An 18,060-nucleotide genomic window follows, 5' to 3' on the forward strand; every position below is an offset into this window, starting at 1 on the left:
GCGGCTGGATCGATCTGCTAGCCGTTCTGTCGGGGGTGCTCGAGCCGGCGAGAGACGAAGACGGCGACCTCGGTGCGCGAACGCAGCCCGAGCTTGGTGAGGACGTTTGACACATGGGTCTCGATCGTCCGTCGCGAGACACCGAGACGTTCGGCGATCTCGGGGTTGGTGGCGCCGGTGGCGACGTGACCCGCGACGCGCTCCTCGGTGCGCGTGAGCGCTTCCCACCCCGACGTCGGCCGGACACGAGATGCCGTGCGCACCGCGACACCCGCCCGCCGGAACGCGGCGCGGGCGCGGATGACCTCGTGATCGGCTCCGACCTCGGTGTAGCCGCGAAGGGATGCCTCGGCCAGCGTGCGCGCGTCGTGCGCAGTGGTCCGCGCCCGCGCCGCCAGTTCGGCGACACGCGCGTGCTGCAGGCGGCGGGGAGTGGCAGCGAGCAACCGCTCGGCTTCGACGAGGTCGGCCGCGTCGTCGCGCGACACGCCCCGCACGGCAAGGGCGGTGGCTCGCAGATGCGCGACGGACGGGTTGCGGTCTGCGACCGCCCAGACGACATCATCGATTTCGTGCGCGCGCTCGACCGCGCGCCGGCGTGCCGACGGATGCTGGTCGGCGACCTTTCGGGCCAACACGACCAATTCGAGGCCGATCTGAGTCGAGTCGATGCGCATGTCGGTGGGTTGGAACTCCTCCCAGCCCTGCCACAGCGCCTCGAACGTGGCGGCGCTGTCGCCCTCGGCGCGGTGCCGAAGGCTGCGGCCCAGCCAGATCCACGATCTGCCGCGACCGCCCCACACCGCCCACTCGGGCACCGGGTCCAGGCCGACCGAGAGGTCGAAGGCGGCGGCCGCGCCGTGTCGATAGGCCATCACCACCGCTCGAAGGCCATGGATGGGCGCATCCAGACGGACGTCCATCGACGTGACCAGAGCGCGATGCGCCTCCATCTCAGCGGCGACGTCGGGCAGGATCGCGGTGGGCATCAGGGCTTGCGAACCGAGCGAGTGCGCTGCAACCATCCCCGTCCGATATCCGACGTCGATCGACATCCGCAGGCATCTCTGCAGCAATCCGTCGATCTCGTCGTGCTGATCGGCGTCGGACAGCGCGAGCGCGAGCAGCGCATGGGGAAAGCCCTGGACGGCATTGAACGACGGGCGCCGATCCGCCTTCGTCGCGGCATCCCGCAAGACGGCGATGGCTTCGTCGAGGTCCCCGCGCAGGTTGGCGATCTGGCCGTGCAGGCTCAGCGCCAGCACCTCCGCACCGTGATTGCCCGTCGCCGCCGACATCGCCGCACCTTCTCGTGCGGACCGCAGCGCCCCGTCGATATCGCCGAGCATGAGACGTGGCCAGCCGGCGAACGCGAGCTGCGCGGCGCGATCGCGCGGCTCGAGCACCTCGGCGGCCGCATACCGCTCGGCCGCATCGCGCGCTTCGGCGTGGCGGTGCTGCAGCAGCAGCGCGTGGGCCAGCGTCTGCGACAGGCCCCCGACCGCGTCCGGCGGCAGGTCGCGACGCAGCGCATCGGCGGCCAGCTCGGCGGCCTGGACGACATGGCCCGCGCTGAGTGCGGCGACGGCGAGGCCGGCGGTCGCCTGCGTGTTCGAGGGATCGCCGGGGCTCGTCGCGTCGTACACGCGCCGCCACAGCTCCGTGGCCGTATCGGGGGCGGCCACAGCCGTGCGCTGGGCGAGCCGCAGCGTCCACGGCAGGTCTTCGGCGGTCGTGGGCGCCTGCAGCAGGTGGCCTGCGACCGTGGCCGGTGCGACCTCCGCCGCATCCAGACGTGCGGCGATCTCACGGTGCAGTTCGGCGCGCACAGCGGCCGGCACGTCCTGCAGCAGGACGTGCTGGATCAGCTCGTGGCGGAAGCCGAGGGTGTCGAGTTCGGTCTCTTCGAGGAACCCGGCGGCGAAGGTCTCTTGCAGCAGCGGAACCAAGGCGCTCATCGGCCGACCCGCGACCACGCGCAGATGCATTGCCGGAAAACGGGTGCCCAGAAGCGCCGCCGACGTCAGCAGCTCGCGGGTCGGGGCGCTCAGGTGGCTGAGGTGGCGCATCATGACCATCGCCAGCGAGGGCGACGGCCCCACCGGCGCATCCAGCAGCACCTCCCCGCGTTCGCCGAGGGTGAGCGCCCCGTCGCGCAGCAGGGCCCGGATCATCTCGGTCAGAAACAGCGGGTTGCCGCCTGCGGCGGCGACGTACCGCGCGAGCGGTCCCTCGACGCTGCCACCGGCCAGCCGCTCGGCGATCGAGCGGCACGTGGCCGCCGACAGCGGTGCCAACGCGATCGGCAGCAGCAGGTCGCGTTCGCTGAGCACGCTGATCAGCCGGTCGAGGGCAGGCGGGGTCTCGTGCCGCGCCTGCGTGCGCATCGAGCCCACGATCGCCAGCGGAAGCTGCCCGAGCGTGCGGGACAGGCGCGTGAGCAGTGCGAGCGAATCGGCATCGGCCCATTGCAGGTCTTCGACGACGAGGATCGTCGGCGTCACGGCCACCTCGTCGATGAGTGCCAGCAGGCGCTCGCCCACCGCATACCGGTTCTGCTGCGATCCGCCGCTGTGGTCGTCGTCGCTCGGCAGGGAGGCGAAAGCATCCTGCAGCAGACCGTACGGGCGACGCTGGTCCATGGCGTCGGCAGAGGCACGGAGCACGAAGTGCTGTGGGGATGCGTGCTGCACGGCCGCATCGATGAGAGATGTCTTGCCGATGCCGCCCTCGCCGCTGACGACGATGAAGCGACCGGTCGGGGCGTGGCCGGCCGGCAGTGCGGCGACCAATTCGCGCAACTCGGCATCGCGCCCGAGGAAGACGCGCCGTGGGACGTCGGAAGGGATCGCACGACCAACCGTCGAGCGCATGCGCTGGTCCCCGCCCTTCTTCCCGTCCCCCTGAGCCAGATTGTAGTGGGGACCGGGGCATGACTCCTATGCCTCGCACGCTGGAGCCGTTCGGTTCGCGCCTCGCGACGCGATGGGCGCGCGACGAACCGGACCGCGTTCATCGCCGGGTGCCGGCAACGATGGTCTTCGCCGACATCTCGGGCTTCACCCGACTGACCGAGAGGCTCGCCCGCCAGGGCAGGGTGGGCGCCGAGCTCATGAGCGACACACTCGACCAGACCTTCGCCACGCTTCTCGCTCCGGCGTTCGACGAAGGTGCCGACCTGCTCAAGTGGGGCGGCGATGCGGTGCTGCTGCTGTTCCGCGACGACGCCGAGGACGACACCGGCACGGCTTCGCGCGATGGGCATGCCGTCCGCGCCGCCCGTGCGGCGCACCGCATGCGGGCGAGCCTGCGCGCGCTGGTGCGCACGCGCGCATTGCCGGTGCCCGCGCCGTTGCGCATGTCGATCGGCGTGCACAGTGCTGGTGGGAAGGACAGTGCCGGTGGGAACGACAGTGCCTCGGACGGCGGCGGGTTCGACTTCTTCCTGGTCGGCGATCCGGCCAGTCACCGGGAACTGATCGTCGCCGGGCCTGAGAGCAGCCACCTCACGGCGATCGAGCAGGCGTGCGGGGCCGGGCAGATCCTGCTCAGCGCTGCGACGTCCGCACGGCTGCCTGCGCGGGTCCTCGGCGGCAGTGTCGATGTTGACGGCACGAACGCGCGCCTGCTCCGAACGTCTCCGCCGTCCGGGGTGCAGACGGTGCCCACAGGGCCGACGTCGTCGCGTCTTCGGGCCGCTGCGGACGCGGCATCCCTCCCGTCTGTGCTCGACACGCTGCCGCCCGCCATCCGTGCGCACCTCGAGGCGGGGGTCGCCGCACCCGAGCACCGGCCGGTCACCGTGGGTTTCGTGCAGTTCTCGGGTGTCGACGCGCTGCTCGAAGAGGGAGAGGATGCCGCGGCCCGCGCCGTGCACGGGATCGTCGCCGCCGTGCAGCAGGCGTGCCTGCACCACGGCGTGACGTTCTTCGAGTCCGACATCGCCGCAGACGGCGGCAAGATCATGCTCACGGCCGGGGCGCCGCGCAGCACCGGCCACGACGCCGAGCGCATGTTGCGTACGGCATGCGAGATCGTCGCGCAGAAGGGGCCGCTCGGAGTGCGGGTGGGTGTCAACCTCGGCCACGTGTTCTCGGGCGAGCTCGGGCCTGCGGCCCGCCGGACGTACTCGATCAAGGGCGACGCCGTGAACCTTGCGGCCCGGCTGCTCGGACGGGCCGGCGCAGGACAGGTCGTGGCCACGACGCGCGTCGTGAGCGACGTGCACGCAGACGTCGACAGCGCCGCGCTGACGCCGTTCGCGGTGAAAGGCAAGCGCGACCCCGTCCACGCGGTGGTCGTCCACGCCGTGCGCGAGCGCTGGGCGACGAGCCGTGACGAGAGTCCGTTCGTCGGCCGCGAGGTGCCGTTGCGGGCATTGGAGGCACGGTTGGCCGCGGCCGCCGGCGGCCACGGCTGCGTGGTGGATGTGGTGGGCGAGCCGGGTATCGGAAAGTCCCGGCTGATCGGAGAACTCGGCGTTCCCGGGGGAATGCGCCGGTTGGTGTCGGCTGTCTCAGGTTATGAGAGCGCGACGCCATATGCCGCGATCGGCATACTGCTGCGAGCAGTGCTCGGGATCTCGGCGCAGGCAGAGCCGGCCGAGGCGGCCGCACGGCTGACGGATGAGGTGCGCCGCGCCGCCGCCGATCAGCTGCCGTGGCTGCCGCTGGTGGGCGTGCCCCTCGACCTCGCGCTGGAGTCCACCCGCGAGGTCGACGAACTGGAGCCGCGCTTTCGTCGCGGCCGCATCGAGCAGGCCACCGTTGCGCTTCTGGCGGCGCTGCTGACCACGCCCACGGTGTTCGTGTTCGAAGACACCCACCTCATGGATGAGGCCTCGGCCTCGCTTCTGCTGCGTCTGCTGCGTGAGGCGCGGCGGCGCCCCTGGTGCGTCGTGGTGACCCGGCGCGAGGTGCCGGTCGGGTTCGTGCCGCCCCTGACCGGCCCCGGCGACGAGCAGATCGCCCTGGGGGCGATCGCGCCCGAGGACGCGCTCGAACTGCTCGAATCGGCGACCGGAGGGTCCCGCCCGAGTCGGCACACGCTGCAGGCGATGGCCGAACGTGCACATGGCAATCCGCTGTTCCTCACCTCGCTGGCCACGAGCGTCCGCGCGTCGGATGCTCCCGGCGACCTGCCCGGATCGGTCGAGGCCGTACTGCTGGTGGACATCGACAGGCTCGGCCCCGACGATCGGGCTCTGCTGCGGCTGGCCGCGGTGCTCGGCACCCGCTTCGATTCCGATCTGCTCGCCCGGCTGCACAGCGCCGGGCTGCACAACGGCGAGATCCACCACGAGGAGATCCTCGGACGGCTCGACGAATTCGTGCGTCCGGCCGCCGGTGCATCCGCGGCCAGCGAGATGGAGTTCCGGCACGCGATGGTGCGTGACGTCGCCTATGAGGGACTGCCGTTCAGGTTGCGCCGCGAGATGCACGAACGGGTCGCCTTGGCGCTCGAAGCCGACGCCGACGGGCAGGCCGGCCGCGCGGCGGCCCCCGACCTGCTGAGCCTGCATTTTCATGCCGCAGGTGTGTACGACAAGGCATGGACGGCGTCGCTGCGCGCCGGTGACGAGGCGCGGGGCAAGTACGCCTACGCCCAGGCGGCCGCGTTCTTCGCCCGGGCGCTGGACAGCGCCGCGCACCTCGCGCAGGTCTCGACGGCCGAACGTGCCGCAGCGAGTGTCTCACTCGGTGACTGCCTGGACATGGCGGGCGATGCGACCGGGGCGCTGGCCGCGTTGCGGCGTGCGCGGCGCGAGATGGGCGACGACCTCGTGGCCACCGCCGAGGTGCTGTACAAAGAGGCGCGGATCACGCTGCGCCTCGGGCGCTACCGTCCGGCCCTCGCGCAGCTGACGCGTGCGATGAAGCTTCTGGAGGGGACCGCGGGCGCGTCCGCCGACGCCGTGCGCGCGCGGCTTGCGACCAGATACGGCTTCTGCCTGCACCTGCAGCATCGGTCGGCCGAGGCCGTGCGCTGGGGCCGCCGTGGCGTCGCCTGGGCCGAGTCGGCGGACGACCATGAGGTGCTTGCTCACGCGTTCAATGCGCTGCATCTGGCCTACGGTGCCTCGGAGCTTTCTGAAGACCGCCCTTACGGACGGCTCGCGCTTGCTCTCTACGAGCAGCTGGGAGACCTCAGCGGCCAGGCACTGACCCTGAACAATCTCGCGATCGATGCGTACAACACCGGCAGCTGGGCACAGGCCATCGATGCGTTCACCGGGGCGGCCGAGAGCTTTCACCGGCTCGGCGACGACGCGAACGAGGCGACCGCGGTCTACAACCGCGCCGACGTGCTGGTCGCCCAGGGGCGACACGCCGAAGCGCTGCCGGTGCTGCGCGTCGCGCTGCACCTGGCCCGGCGCGTCGATGACGAAGAGCTCGTCGGCCTGGTGCTGCGCGAACAGGCACGGGCCGAGGCCGGCACCGGTGATCAGACCCGCGCGTGGTCGTCGTTCCAGCAGGCTCGTGCAGTGCTGGCGGGTCTCGAGCTTGCGACCGAGGTCGCGCTGCTGGATGCTGCGCGCGCCGAAGCACTCGCCGGCTCAGGGCAGGCCGACCAGGCTCTGGCCCTGATCGACGACACCATCCGTGCCGCGCAGGCCAAGGCATCCGACACCCTCGCCCGCCTGCTGCGGATTCGCGCGCAGGCACTGGTCGCCCTGGGGGACCACGAGCAGGCTGCCGCCGCCGCTCGCGAGGGGCTTGCACGCACCTCCGGCGATTACGGCGGCTATGAGCCCGCTCTGCTGCGTCTGGCGCTGGCCGAGGCGACGCGCGATCGGGAGCTGCGCGAACAAGCGCAGCGCGCGCTGGTCTCACTCGGCGTCGTGGCCTGACCGGTCGGGCCAGCCGGCCGGTCAGGCCACAGGATCGGGTCGTGCTGCGTCAGATCGTGCCGCGCACGTCGTGGAGGAAGCGGACGACGAGGTGCAGGTCACCCGCGTTGTCCCGGGTGCTCGAGACCGTGTCGGTGCAGAAGAGCTGGTCGGCGCCGATCACACCCTTGGCCGGGCACGCCGGCGTCGTGGTCAACGTTCCGGTCGCCGTCTGCGACCACAGCGCCCGGTATGACGGCACGCCGCCCTTGCCGCAGATCGACTTGTCGCAGACGATGGTCATCGTCGCGGGGCTCGTGCGGGTGTACAGGCCGCTGCCATCGGTGTCGTCCAGGTTCGCGATGAGCTGGGTGACCAGTGCTCCCTTGCTGCACGCCTCGGCAGTCGGGCACACCCCGAGCGACAGTGCGACGTTGCCGGTCGCGCCGTTGGGCAGCGCCACGAGGCCGCAGACGGGATGCTGCCGGTCGACGGTCGTGCATCCCGCTGCGTCGGCTCCGGCCGTGCCGTTCAGCAGTGCCGGCGACGAGCCGCTCTGGATGGCGAGGGTCAGGTCGACGGGGAAGGATGCCGACTGCCCGGTCAGCTTCTTGTTGCCCGAACCGACCGTCCCGGTGACCGACAGCGCGGCTGTCGGTGCCGAGTACATGACCGAGAAGGTTGCGCTGGTCTGGTTCCTCGGGATCTCGGCCGGGGTGCCCCCCACGAGTGTCAGCGTCCCCGGCCCGGCAGACGGCGCGAGGGTGACCGGAGTCGCGTTCGGGTACGCGGCTGGCTGGCCGGCCGTCCACAGCGAGACAGTGACCTGGAAGGCCTGTCCGACGGCGGTGAGCACGTCGGGCATCGCCTCCGCAGGCGTTCCCTCCAATGACGCGAGGACCCCGGGGTCGGTCTGTGCCGTCACGGTGATCGAGGTGGGTTTGGGTGGCGGCTGACTGCCGTAGGCGGCGGTCATTCCGGCCTGCGGCACGGCCAGCGCCAGCAGAGCCAGTGCCGTGATCGTGAGGAACGAGCGGGTGCGTCGCACCGGGCGCCTGCCGTTCTGGTCTGAACTGTGCGGATGGAACGAGAACATGACGAACTCCTCAGAGGTCGGGTAGGCCGTGAGTGCGCAGATCACGACGCTTCTCAGCCTGGCCCGTCCCCGCGCGGAAAAAATCCGTGAGATCACGGAGGTTTCCGCCGTGCCGGACACGCATCCTGTTGCCATGGCAGTTTCGTCCCGCGAGGACCCGTCGCGCGACGCAGGCCTCGGGCCCCATGAGCAGATGGACGCCCAGAAGAAAAGCATCCAGCAGAAGAGCACCCAGAAGTTGACTGCGCGACTCATCGGCGATGCGCCCTATTCCGCGGTGCTGCGCCGTGGCCGCATTCCTGAACGGACAGTTCTGGTGGTGGCATCCATCGGTGCGGTGCTCGCGTTCCTGGACGCCACGATCGTCAACATCGCGTTCCCGAGCATCGCCGCGTCGTTCCCCGGTGAGTCGGTGGGGACCGTCTCATGGGTCCTGAACGCGTTCAACGTCGTGTTCGCATCGTTCATGATCGTGTTCGGGCGGCTCGGCGACGTGATGGGCCGTCGCACCCTCTACCTGGTCGGGATCGTCCTGTTCACCGTCGCGTCGGTCGTGTGTGCCCTCGCGCCGTCGATCGGCGTGCTGATCGGCGCGCGTGTTGTGCAGGCGCTGGGTGCAGCCATGATCGTGCCGGCCTCGCTCGCCCTGGTGATCGAAGGGTTCTCCGGCGGCGGTCGCGCGCGTGCCGTGGGTCTGTGGTCGGCGGCGGCAGCGGTCGCCGCCGGGATGGGCCCGCCGCTCGGCGGCCTCGTGGTCCAAGCCGGCGGGTGGACCTGGGCGTTCTGGGTCAACGTGCCGCTGGGTGCGGCCGCGTGGTGGCTCGGCCGGCACCATCTCGTCAACAGCCGCGCGCCCGGCAGGCGTCGCATGCCCGACATGCGCGGGGCGGTGCTGCTGGCAGCAGCTCTCGGACTGACCACGCTCGCCATCATCAAGGGCTCCGACTGGGGCGCGGACAGCCTTCTGCTGTGGGGGGTCGTCGGTGCTGCCGTGGTGCTGTTCATCGGGTTCGTGCTGAGCTCGATGAAGCACCCCGTACCGGTGCTCGACCTCGTGATGATGCGCAATCGACCGTTCCTGGTGGCCAATGTCGCCACCCTGATCGCCGGCGTCGGCTTCTTCGCCTATATGCTCACGAACGTGCTGTGGCTGCAGTACGTGTGGCATTACACCGTGCTGCAGGCCGGCATCGCACTGATCCCGGGTGCCCTGGTCGCGGCGGTGGTGGCCGGACTGCTCGAGCCGGTCGCCGCAAGGTACGGCTACCGCTGGATCATCGCGTCGGGGTTCGTGGTGTGGGCCCTGGGCTACCTCTGGTACGTACAGGTGGTCGGAACCACGCCGGCCTTCCTCGCTCAGTGGCTGCCGGGGCAGATCATCAGCGGCATCGGAGTGGGGGCCACCTTGCCGTTGCTGGCCGCGTCCACACTCGCTTCGCAGCCGGGCGGACGCTACGCGACGGCGTCGGCCGTGATCTCCAGCGCTCGTCAGGTCGGCGGCACTGTCGGCGTCGCCATCCTCGTGGTGATGCTGGGCACGCCGACAGCACTCACGGTCGTCCCCAGCCTGCGTGACGGCTGGATCATGTGCATCGTGTCATTCGTGGTCGGCGGTGTCATCACCCTGTTCATGGGACGGATCGGCCAGGATGACCAACACGCTCCGGCCGTGGCATCCAGCGATCCTTCGCCCCTTCGGCAGCCCGCGTCAACCAAGTCGGTCGTGCTGCGGCGGTCTGTGCCGCCGGTCGAGGAGTCGCTGTTCGGCAGGCTCCCCGAGGCCGCACGCGAGCGCATCGCGGCCGGCGCGGTGGAGCGCTGCGTGCCCGCCGGCGAGTGGCTGCTGCGCGCGGGAGACTCCGCTGACTCGATGTTCGTCGTGCTCACAGGTCGCGCAGAGGTGGTCATCGAAGGACAGGTCGTCCGCGAACTCGGCCCGGGCTCGGTCGTGGGCGAACTGGCTCTGTTCACCGGCGGGACGCGGTCGGCGTCGATTCGCGCGCGTCGCGACTGCCGGGTGATGGAGGTGTCGCGGGCTCTCGTGGACCAGGCGATCGGCGAGGATGCCGCGGCCCTCACCACACTGGTCGCCGCCCTGGCTCGTCAACTGGCCGGAGCCACTCCCGTGTCGGCGCGGGTGGCGGTGCGGCCGTGCCTCGTGGCGGTCATCGGGACGACGCCGGGAGTTCCGGTCGAGGCCGTCGCCGACATGCTGTGCCGAGGGATCGCGGAGCATCTGCGCGTCACGATGCTGGTCGGAAGCCACTCGCCCGAACAGGTGGATCGAGCTGAGACGGAGAATCAGATGGTCGTCCTCGTCGGGGCTGGGCCCGACGAGGAATGGGTCGCCCGCTGCGCGCGGGAGGCCGACACAGTCGTGCTGGTCGGGACGGTTGGGGAGCCCCCGACCAGCACGATGCCACCGATGGCGAACCGGCCGGAACTGGTGCTGGTCACCGACGTGCCCTCGCGCACGGCGCGGCAAGCCTGGTTGGCGGCCGTCGACCCGTGGCGGGTGAGCGAGCTCACGTCCCGTGAGGCGGTGGCCGGCCACGGCCTGCCGAACGGTCTGCGCGGGCTCGTCGACCGCCTTTCGGGGCGCTCGATCGGGCTGGTCTTCGGCGGCGGCGGTGCGCGTGCGATCACGCAGGTCGGTGTGCTGCTCGAACTCGAAGAGTCGGGGATTCGCATCGATCGGCTTGCGGGGGCCAGCATGGGCGCCATCATCAGCGGGTGCTACGCGACCGGGGGAACGGCCGACGAAGTCAGCGAGATCGCCTATCAGGAATTCGTGCGCGAGGACCCCCTGAGTGACTATCACCTGCCGCGCACGTCGCTCGCCCGCGGCAGACGCGTGCAGCAGGGCCTGCAGCGGGGGTTGGGAGACTGGCAGATCGAGGAGCTTCCGCGGGGGTTCCGGTGCGTGAGCACGGACCTGCTCCACCGTGAGCGGGTGATGCATCGTACCGGCTCGATGGTCGACGCGATCAGTGCGTCTTCGCGACTGCCGATCCTGTTCGCGCCGATCCCGAGCGAGGGTCGTCTGCTGGTGGACGGCGGAGTGCTCGACAACCTGCCGGTCGACGCGCTGACCGAACGCGATGAGGGCCCGATCATCGCCGTGAACATCTCGATGGGCGGCGGCGCCCACCCGCGGAAGCCGGGCGCGGCGCCTCGGCCTGTGCGGGTGCCGCCGCTGGGCGAGACGATGCTGCGCACGCTGATGATCGGCGGCGGCGGAGCGGCCGAGGCGCAGCGCCAGGGTGCGTGGGTGATCACTCCGCACTCGATGGGGGTGGGACTGCTGGAGTTCCACCAGTTCGACCGCATGGTCGAATCCGGGCGCGCCGCCGTCCGGGCGCTTCTGGAGCAGACCGGTGGCGACCTGTTCACCGTCGGGGAGTGAGACCGCGCACATCTGACCGCAGTAGCGTCAGATCATGGACATGACGGCAGATGACGCCACGCGTCGGCCCCGAGTCGGGGCCGGCCTGCTGGTCGCTGTCGCGGCCGCTTTCTCGTTCGGGATGTCGGGTCCCTGGGCGCGCGGGCTGATCGACGCCGGCTGGACGCCGGGTGCTGCCGTCGCCGCGCGCGTCTGGGTCGCCGCCCTCGTGCTGCTCGTGCCGACGCTGATGGCCCTGCGCGGACGGTGGCGCGCCGTGCGCCGGCACGCCGGCATGGTCGTCGTCTACGGGCTGCTGGCGGTCGCGGCCACGCAGCTGTTCTACTTTCAGGCGGTGGCCGTCATGGACGTCGGCATCGCTCTGCTCATCGAATACACGGCGCCGGTCGCCGTGGTGCTGTGGCTGTGGGTGCGCCGCGGGGAGCGTCCGAGCGCACGCAGTCTCGTGGGAGCCGTGATCGCCTTTGCCGGCCTGGTGCTCATGCTCGACATCTTGACGGGGGTGAAGGTGAGCGGCGTCGGCGTTCTGTGGGCGCTGGCCGCGATGGTGGGAGCTGCGACCTACTTCGTGCTGTCCGGTCGCGGCGACACCGGGCTGCCGCCGGTCGCGCTGGCCGGCCTCGGCCTGCTCATCGGCGCGGTGGGGCTCACCATCACGGGAGCCGTCGGCATCCTGCCGCTGCGGTGGACCACCGCAGACGTGGCCTATCGCTTCGGCACCGTGCCCTGGTTCGTGCCGGTGCTGGCCATCGGCCTGATCGCCACGGCGCTGGCCTACGTGCTCGGCATCGCATCGACCCGCATGCTGGGGTCGCGGCTGGCCTCGTTCGTCGCGCTCGCCGAGGTGGTGGCTGCGCTGCTGTTCGGGTGGCTGATGCTGGGTCAGCTGCCTGATCTGCTGCAGGCGGTGGGCGGGATGCTGGTGCTCGCCGGTGTCGTGGTCGTCAAGCTGGGTGAGCCCGCGGCGGGCGAGAGCACGTCGTCGACGTTGCGCACCGGGTCGGGTCCGGCGGCCGACGCCCGTGGATCGGCGGGTCACGATCTCGCCGCATGACGTGCGGCCCGCGGACTTCCATCGCTCTTCGCCGGTCTGGTGGACGGAGAGAAGAAGGGTGGAGGAAGGATCGGGGACCTTCCTCCACCCCGCCCGCGGGCGCATCGTGCGATGCTACCGGGGCTCGGCCGGTCTGGGTGCGGCCGGGCGACTCACAGAGCCGTCTATTGAAGAGATGCGGGTCGCCGCGATTCATGACGCGGAACGGGCGAGATTCTTCGGGAGGGCCTCGTCGGTGCGCGGCGTGCGGCGATGAGTGCCACCGCGAACACGACCGTGAACAGCATGTAGATGAAATACGTGTAGAAGTACGGCGCGAGAATGCCGCAGACGCCGCCGATCACACAGCACACGCGCAGCCAGACCGAGACGCCGCCGCGTGCCGCCAGCACGAGCGCGATCACGCCGACGCACAGCGCCGGCCCGCACACGGCCATGAGGTTGCCGACCTCGGTCAGCACGTAGGCGACCGGGTGTGGGATGCCGGTGCGCACCGGGTCGCTGCCCTCGGCCATCGCCACCGCCAGGCCACCTGACAGCCACGCGCCGGTGACGCTCACGGCCGCGCCGATCGTCGCGAGGGCAGCCAACGGGGCGCCGGTGGTGGGAAGGCGGCGCACGCCGGCGGCGAACAGCACGAGCGCCAGCGCACCGAGCGCCGCCACGTACCAGAGCGCGAATGCGGTCGGTCCGTGCGTGACGGTCAGGTAGGCGGTGACCTGTCGGTCGCTGTAGTCGCCACCCGGCGAGCCGCTGAACAGGAATGCAGCGAACGTGGCCAGACTGTAGATCAGCAGGCCGATGCCCGCCGAGCGGGGCAGTGTCGGCGCAGTCGCTCTCGCCGGCGCAACCCCGTGGGGTGTCGATGTCGACATGGGATCCTCCTTCATCGTGGCGCCCGGATCGAGCGCGCTTCGGACGATACGGTTCGGACTCGCGGCCCCGCGTCGTCACCGGTGACGGTCTTCGGCTCGTGCAGGCGGACGAACGGGATCGTCCGTACGGAGGATGCGCAGGCATGCGATGCGGCTCTACTGTGAGTCGGTGAGCCGCCGCAGCTGGGCTTTCGACATCGCGATCGCGGTCGTGGTCGCGGCCCTCGGCGCGGCCGAAGCAATCTGGGGCTTCAACGCGACGCATCGTCAGGGACCGGTGGCGGCCGAGGCCGCCGTGTACGTCGTGACCGGGCTGCTGCTCGTGCTGCGCCGGGTCACGCCGATCCGGTGCCTGGCGGCGATCACGGTGGCCAGTGCCATCGAGTTCTCGATCTTCGGTTCGCCCGAAGGGATGGGTGTGGCATTCCCCGGCACCATCGGCGCGTACTCGGTCGGCCGCTACGTCGACCGTCGCCGATCGTGGTGGGGGCTCGTGCTGGTCGCCGTGCTGTGGACAGCGTGGAGCGTGTTCGATCCAGTGGTCACCACCCCGCTGCTGCGGCTCGAGCAGCTCGGGTGGATCTCACCGTGGGTGGTCGCATGGCTCGTCGGCGCGCTTGTGCGCAGCCAGACGCTGCATGCCGCGCAGCGCCGAGTGGTGCGCGCCGAGCGCGAGGCGCGTGCCGTCGTCGAAGAGCGCAACCGCATCGCACGCGAGCTGCACGACGTCTTGGGACACAGCGTGAGCGTCATGACCGTGCAGGCCTCGGCGGTGCGGCGCCGGCTCGGCCCCGATCAGGTCGAGGAGCGCCGCGCACTCGAGACGGTCGAGGCGGTGGGGCGCGAAGCGCTCGACGAGATGCGGCGCATGGTCGGGATGCTGCGGCAATCCGATGACGGTGCCGATCGCGTTCCCACCCCAGGCACGGGCCAGCTCGACGACCTGGTCGAGAAGTTCCGCGTCGCCGGGCTGCCGGTGCGCCTGCACCGGACCGGCATCGGGCGCGAACTGCCGGCCGGGCTCGACCTCACCGTCTACCGGATCGTGCAGGAGGGGCTGACCAACGCGCTGCGCCATGCGGTCGCTCCGGGTGCCGTCGAGGTCGAGCTCGCGTACGGCGACGGGGCGGTCGAGGTGAGAGTACGCGACGACGGCCGCGCGGCCGATGACGCGGCTGAACCCGATCCGGCCGTGGGGCACGGCTTGCTCGGCATGCGCGAACGGGTCGCCCTGTATGGCGGCACGCTGCGTGCTGGACCACGCGACGGCGGGTTCGTGCTCGCTGCGCGCCTGCCGATCTCTGCTGACGAGGACGGTGCGGACGAGGGCGGTGCGGACGAGGGCCGTGCGGACGAGGGCGGGGCGCGTGAGGGCGGGGCCGATGCGATCGACAGGACGACGCCCGCATGAGCATCGGCATCCTCATCGCCGACGACCAGGCGCTCGTGCGCCGGGGCTTTCGCATGATCCTCGAGATCGAACCGGATCTCGAGGTGGTAGGCGAGGCCGTCGACGGCGCGGATGCCGTGGCGAAGACGAGGATGCTGCGACCCGACATCGTGCTCATGGACGTGCGGATGCCCAGGGTCGACGGCATCGAGGCCACCCAGCGCATCGTCGCCGACCCGGCGACGGGTGGGGTGCGAGTGCTGATGCTGACGACCTTCGACATGGACGGCTATGTGTACGATGCGCTGCAGGCCGGAGCCAGCGGCTTTCTGCTCAAGGATGTCGTGCCCGAGTTCCTCGTCTCGGGGATCCGGTCCGTGTACGCCGGCGAGTCGCTGCTGGCGCCGAGCGTCACGCGGCGGTTGATCTCGGCCTTCCTCGAGCACGCACCGGTCGAGGCATCCGGCGACGAGGCGCTGACCGCGCGTGAGCGCGAGACGCTGCTGCTGCTGGCCCAGGGACTGACCAACGCCGAGATCGCGCAGCGCCTGTTCGTCTCTGAGACCACCGTGAAGACGCACGTCGGTCGCGTGCTCGCCAAGCTCGAGCTGCGCGACCGCGTGCAGGCCGTGATCTATGCGTACGAGCACGGGCTGGCCGGGCGATGATTCCCCGCGTCCGCCCGGCGCCGGGTGCCCCTGCTGTCCCGAGCGACGGCGACGAGGATCGCGCCCCAGACCGCGGCCAGTGCGACGAGCTGGACGACGCCGGCGATCGGCCCGCCGAACAGGTTCGCGCCGGCGGTGAGCACCGCCGCGATCGGCACCCACACGCCGACCCGCCGCGCGATGCGCAACCCGATCGTCAGCACGATCGGCCCGAGCGAATAGCAGACCAGGAACACCACGAGCAGCACATTGCCGAGCGCATCGGCATCGGCGGCCGACTCCATGGCCGCGGTGCCGTCGGATGGCAGCTGTGCGGCGGCGACGGCACCGTAGACGCCGAAGAACAGCGCGAGGTGCCCGATGCCGGCGGCCAGGCCCGCGCCCGTCGTCAGCGCGCCGATGGACGTGGCGAGGCGGCCGCGCGCGGGAGCGAGCCGCACTGCGGCGGGCAGGCCGGCCAGCCAGACGAGCGGCCCGAACACCGATAGCACGCCGAGCACCAGCCATGCCGTCGGAAACTGCTCGGCCGCGCTCACGGCCGTGGGATCAGGCCCTGACGGCTGCAGCATCCACTGCGCGATGCTCGTGACGATGAGGCTCAGCGGTCCGACCGTCAGCGCGGTCAGAGCGAGGGGTTTGTCGAGGGACATGGTGGATTCCTTTCACGGGATATCGATGTCGCCATCGTGCGGCGCAGCGCACGTGTCGCGCGTCGGTGTGCCGGATGAATCCCGTCCGCCGGACGGTGGTTCGGTGTCGCCCGCGCGGGGGACATCCGCGCGGTGCGACATGACTAGAGTGAGCGCATGCGCGGTGCCATCGCCCGCTTTCGGCGGCGCAGGCTCTGGGGGCTTCCGGCTGCGGATGTGGCCCTAGCCGGGACGCTGTGCGTCGTGGCGGTGGTCAGCGTGCTCACCGGCAACCCCGACGAGGGATCGCCGGCGGTGACGCTGCCGGTGGCGATCGCCTCGACGCTGGCACTGGTGTGGCGGCGGACGCGGCCGCCGGTCACCATCGCGCTGCTGATCGTTACCGGAGTCGCTCAGACGCTGCTGACTCAGGTGCCCGGGTCGTTGTGGTCGCTGGCGGTGTACGTCATCGCGATGTATTCGCTGGCAGCGTGGACGACCGAGGCGGTCGCCGCTTTCGCCGGCGCGGTGTTCGTCGTGGTGCTGCTGGTGGAGGAACGCCTTGCCAGCGGCGTGGACTACGTGTTCATCCTGCTGCTGTTCGGCGGCGTCTGGCTGCTGGGCCGTGCGAGCCGCAGTTGGCGCGGCCGGGTGCGAGTGGCCGAGCACGGTCGGCAGGAGGCCGCCCGATTGGCCACCGCCGAGGAGCGGCTGCGCATCGCGCGCGATCTGCACGATGTCGTCGCCCACAGTCTCGGGGCGATCGCGGTGCAGGCCGATGCGGCTGAGGCGGCGCTGCACGTGGCCCCCGAGCGTGCGGTCGAGCCGGTGCGGGCGATCCGTGAGACGGCGCGGGTGGCGCTGGCAGACATCCGACGTGTGCTCGACGTGCTGCGCAACACGGATGAGGACGGAGTCGACACGGCCGGGATCGAGGGGTCCGGAGAGGGGACCGGGACCGGTGTCGGCGGTCCCGGGATCGCCGCGGTCGCCCCGCTCATCGCTGCGGCGCGGGCCAGTGGCATGACGGTGGCGCTGCACCTTTCGCCGGCGCCGGTGCCTGCGCCTCAGGCGGTCGAGCTCGCGTGCTATCGGATCGTTCAGGAGGGGCTGACCAATGCGCGCCGGCACGCCCCGGGTGCCAGCGTGACCGTGGAGGTCGACGCACGCGCCGACGCTGTCGTCGTCAGCGTCGTGAACGACCGTGCGCCGGCGCCGGTGCTTTCTCGGGCGCCCTCGTCATCGCCGGGGCTCGGCCTGCGTGGGATGCAGGAACGGGTCACCGCGCTCGGCGGCGCACTGGTGGCCGGGCCGAGCGGCGACGGCGGATTCGCGGTGCGGGCCGAGATCCCCCTGCGGGAGAGCGCGTCATGATCCGCGTCCTCATCGCGGACGATCAGGCGCTGGTGCGCACGGGCTTCCACCTGATCCTCGATCTCGAACCCGACATCGAGGTGGTCGCCGAGGCCGCCGACGGAGTCGAGTGCGTGCAGGGCGTGCAGCGTCACCACCCCGACGTCGTCCTGATGGACGTCCGGATGCCGCGTCTTGACGGTATCGAAGCCACGCGCCGTCTGACTGCGGCCGGCAGCCGCGCTCGCGTCCTCGTTCTGACGACGTTCGACCTCGACGAGTACGCCTACGAGTCGCTGCGCGCGGGAGCGGCCGGCTTTCTGCTGAAGGATGCTCCGCGCGAGCAGCTCGTCTCGGCGATTCGGCAGGTCGTCGACGGCGACGCGCTGCTCGCGCCGTCGGTGACGCGCCGGCTGATCGAGCGTTTCGCGCAGCTGCAGCGGGGGGATGCGGCATCCACCGCATTCGCGTCGCTCAGTGCCCGTGAACGCGAAGTCATGGGCCTGATCACCCGTGGCCTGTCGAACGGTGAGATCGCGCGTGAGCTGTACCTCGGCGAGGCGACCGTGAAGACGCACATCGCGCGCCTCCTCGGCAAACTCGGCGCCCGCGACCGCATCCAGGCGATCGTGATGGCGTACGAGTGCGGTTTCGTGCGGCCTGGCGAGCGCGCGTGAGGGCCCGCGTCAGCGGGTCACCCGGCGGGCAGCAGCCCACCCATCAGGGTCTCCACGCGGCCGCGGATCTCGTCGCGGATGCG

General features: G+C 71.0%; 11 protein-coding genes. 7 read left to right on the plus strand and 4 right to left on the minus strand.

The annotated features are described in order from the left end of the window. Positions 1-17: 17 nt before the first annotated feature. A complete protein-coding gene (locus QU603_RS01540; protein WP_308492745.1) occupies positions 18-2,873 on the minus strand; it encodes a helix-turn-helix transcriptional regulator in 2,856 nt (951 codons plus the stop codon). A 59-nt stretch (positions 2,874-2,932) separates the two neighbouring features. Between QU603_RS01540 and QU603_RS01545 the strand changes: the two genes are divergently transcribed. Beyond that, entirely contained in the window at positions 2,933-6,850 is a 3,918-nt protein-coding gene (locus tag QU603_RS01545; protein ID WP_308492746.1) for an AAA family ATPase, read from the plus strand. Between the two features lie 49 nt (positions 6,851-6,899). Here the strand turns inward: QU603_RS01545 and QU603_RS01550 are convergent, their stop codons facing one another. After that, positions 6,900-7,970, minus strand: a complete 1,071-nt coding sequence (locus tag QU603_RS01550; protein WP_308492747.1) for a hypothetical protein — start codon at positions 7,968-7,970, stop codon at positions 6,900-6,902. Between QU603_RS01550 and QU603_RS01555 the strand changes: the two genes are divergently transcribed. Together QU603_RS01555 and QU603_RS01560 are read left to right on the plus strand one after the other, a co-directional pair. After that, the gene (locus tag QU603_RS01555; RefSeq protein ID WP_308492748.1) at positions 7,954-11,331 is read left to right on the plus strand and encodes an MFS transporter; all 3,378 of its coding nucleotides are present in this window, start codon (positions 7,954-7,956) and stop codon (positions 11,329-11,331) included. The two genes, QU603_RS01550 and QU603_RS01555, sit on opposite strands and share 17 nt — an antisense overlap. A 34-nt stretch (positions 11,332-11,365) precedes the next feature. Then, positions 11,366-12,385 (plus strand): EamA family transporter, encoded by a 1,020-nt coding sequence (locus QU603_RS01560; protein ID WP_308492749.1) that lies wholly within the window; start codon positions 11,366-11,368, stop codon positions 12,383-12,385. A gap of 164 nt (positions 12,386-12,549) precedes the next feature. Here the strand turns inward: QU603_RS01560 and QU603_RS01565 are convergent, their stop codons facing one another. Further along, the gene (locus tag QU603_RS01565; RefSeq protein ID WP_308492750.1) at positions 12,550-13,260 is read right to left on the minus strand and encodes a hypothetical protein; all 711 of its coding nucleotides are present in this window, start codon (positions 13,258-13,260) and stop codon (positions 12,550-12,552) included. Between the two features lie 169 nt (positions 13,261-13,429). On the opposite strand from QU603_RS01565, the gene QU603_RS01570 reads away from it, so the two are divergent. After that, positions 13,430-14,671 carry a sensor histidine kinase gene (locus tag QU603_RS01570; RefSeq protein WP_308492751.1) on the plus strand — a complete coding sequence of 414 codons (1,242 nt, stop codon included), beginning with the start codon at positions 13,430-13,432 and terminating at the stop codon, positions 14,669-14,671. Then, positions 14,668-15,318 (plus strand): response regulator, encoded by a 651-nt coding sequence (locus QU603_RS01575; protein WP_308492752.1) that lies wholly within the window; start codon positions 14,668-14,670, stop codon positions 15,316-15,318. Before QU603_RS01570 ends, QU603_RS01575 begins: the two co-directional genes overlap by 4 nt. Here the strand turns inward: QU603_RS01575 and QU603_RS01580 are convergent. Further along, positions 15,285-15,968, minus strand: a complete 684-nt coding sequence (locus QU603_RS01580) for a hypothetical protein (protein WP_308492753.1) — start codon at positions 15,966-15,968, stop codon at positions 15,285-15,287. The two genes, QU603_RS01575 and QU603_RS01580, sit on opposite strands and share 34 nt — an antisense overlap. Before the next feature lie 156 nt (positions 15,969-16,124). Here QU603_RS01580 and QU603_RS01585 point away from each other — a divergent pair, with 156 nt between their 5' ends. Together QU603_RS01585 and QU603_RS01590 are read left to right on the plus strand one after the other, a co-directional pair. Continuing rightward, on the plus strand, positions 16,125-17,321 hold the full coding sequence (locus QU603_RS01585) for a sensor histidine kinase (protein WP_308492754.1): 1,197 nt from the start codon (positions 16,125-16,127) through the stop codon (positions 17,319-17,321). After that, the gene (locus tag QU603_RS01590; protein WP_308492755.1) at positions 17,318-17,977 is read left to right on the plus strand and encodes a response regulator; all 660 of its coding nucleotides are present in this window, start codon (positions 17,318-17,320) and stop codon (positions 17,975-17,977) included. Before QU603_RS01585 ends, QU603_RS01590 begins: the two co-directional genes overlap by 4 nt. Positions 17,978-18,060: the final 83 nt, after the last annotated feature.

The organism is Microbacterium terrisoli, assembly GCF_030866805.1.
GTDB classification, from domain to species: Bacteria; Actinomycetota; Actinomycetes; order Actinomycetales; family Microbacteriaceae; genus Microbacterium; species Microbacterium terrisoli.

Excerpts from the sequence above, each read along its gene's own strand:
- QU603_RS01540 (WP_308492745.1), bottom strand. The coding sequence starts at position 2,873 with ATGCGCTCGACGGTTGGTCGTGCGATCCCTTCCGACGTCCCACGGCGC.
- QU603_RS01545 (WP_308492746.1), top strand. The coding sequence starts at position 2,933 with ATGACTCCTATGCCTCGCACGCTGGAGCCGTTCGGTTCGCGCCTCGCG.
- QU603_RS01560 (WP_308492749.1), top strand. The coding sequence starts at position 11,366 with ATGGACATGACGGCAGATGACGCCACGCGTCGGCCCCGAGTCGGGGCC.
- QU603_RS01565 (WP_308492750.1), bottom strand. The coding sequence starts at position 13,260 with ATGTCGACATCGACACCCCACGGGGTTGCGCCGGCGAGAGCGACTGCG.
- QU603_RS01575 (WP_308492752.1), top strand. The coding sequence starts at position 14,668 with ATGAGCATCGGCATCCTCATCGCCGACGACCAGGCGCTCGTGCGCCGG.
- QU603_RS01580 (WP_308492753.1), bottom strand. The coding sequence starts at position 15,968 with ATGTCCCTCGACAAACCCCTCGCTCTGACCGCGCTGACGGTCGGACCG.
- QU603_RS01585 (WP_308492754.1), top strand. The coding sequence starts at position 16,125 with ATGCGCGGTGCCATCGCCCGCTTTCGGCGGCGCAGGCTCTGGGGGCTT.
- QU603_RS01590 (WP_308492755.1), top strand. The coding sequence starts at position 17,318 with ATGATCCGCGTCCTCATCGCGGACGATCAGGCGCTGGTGCGCACGGGC.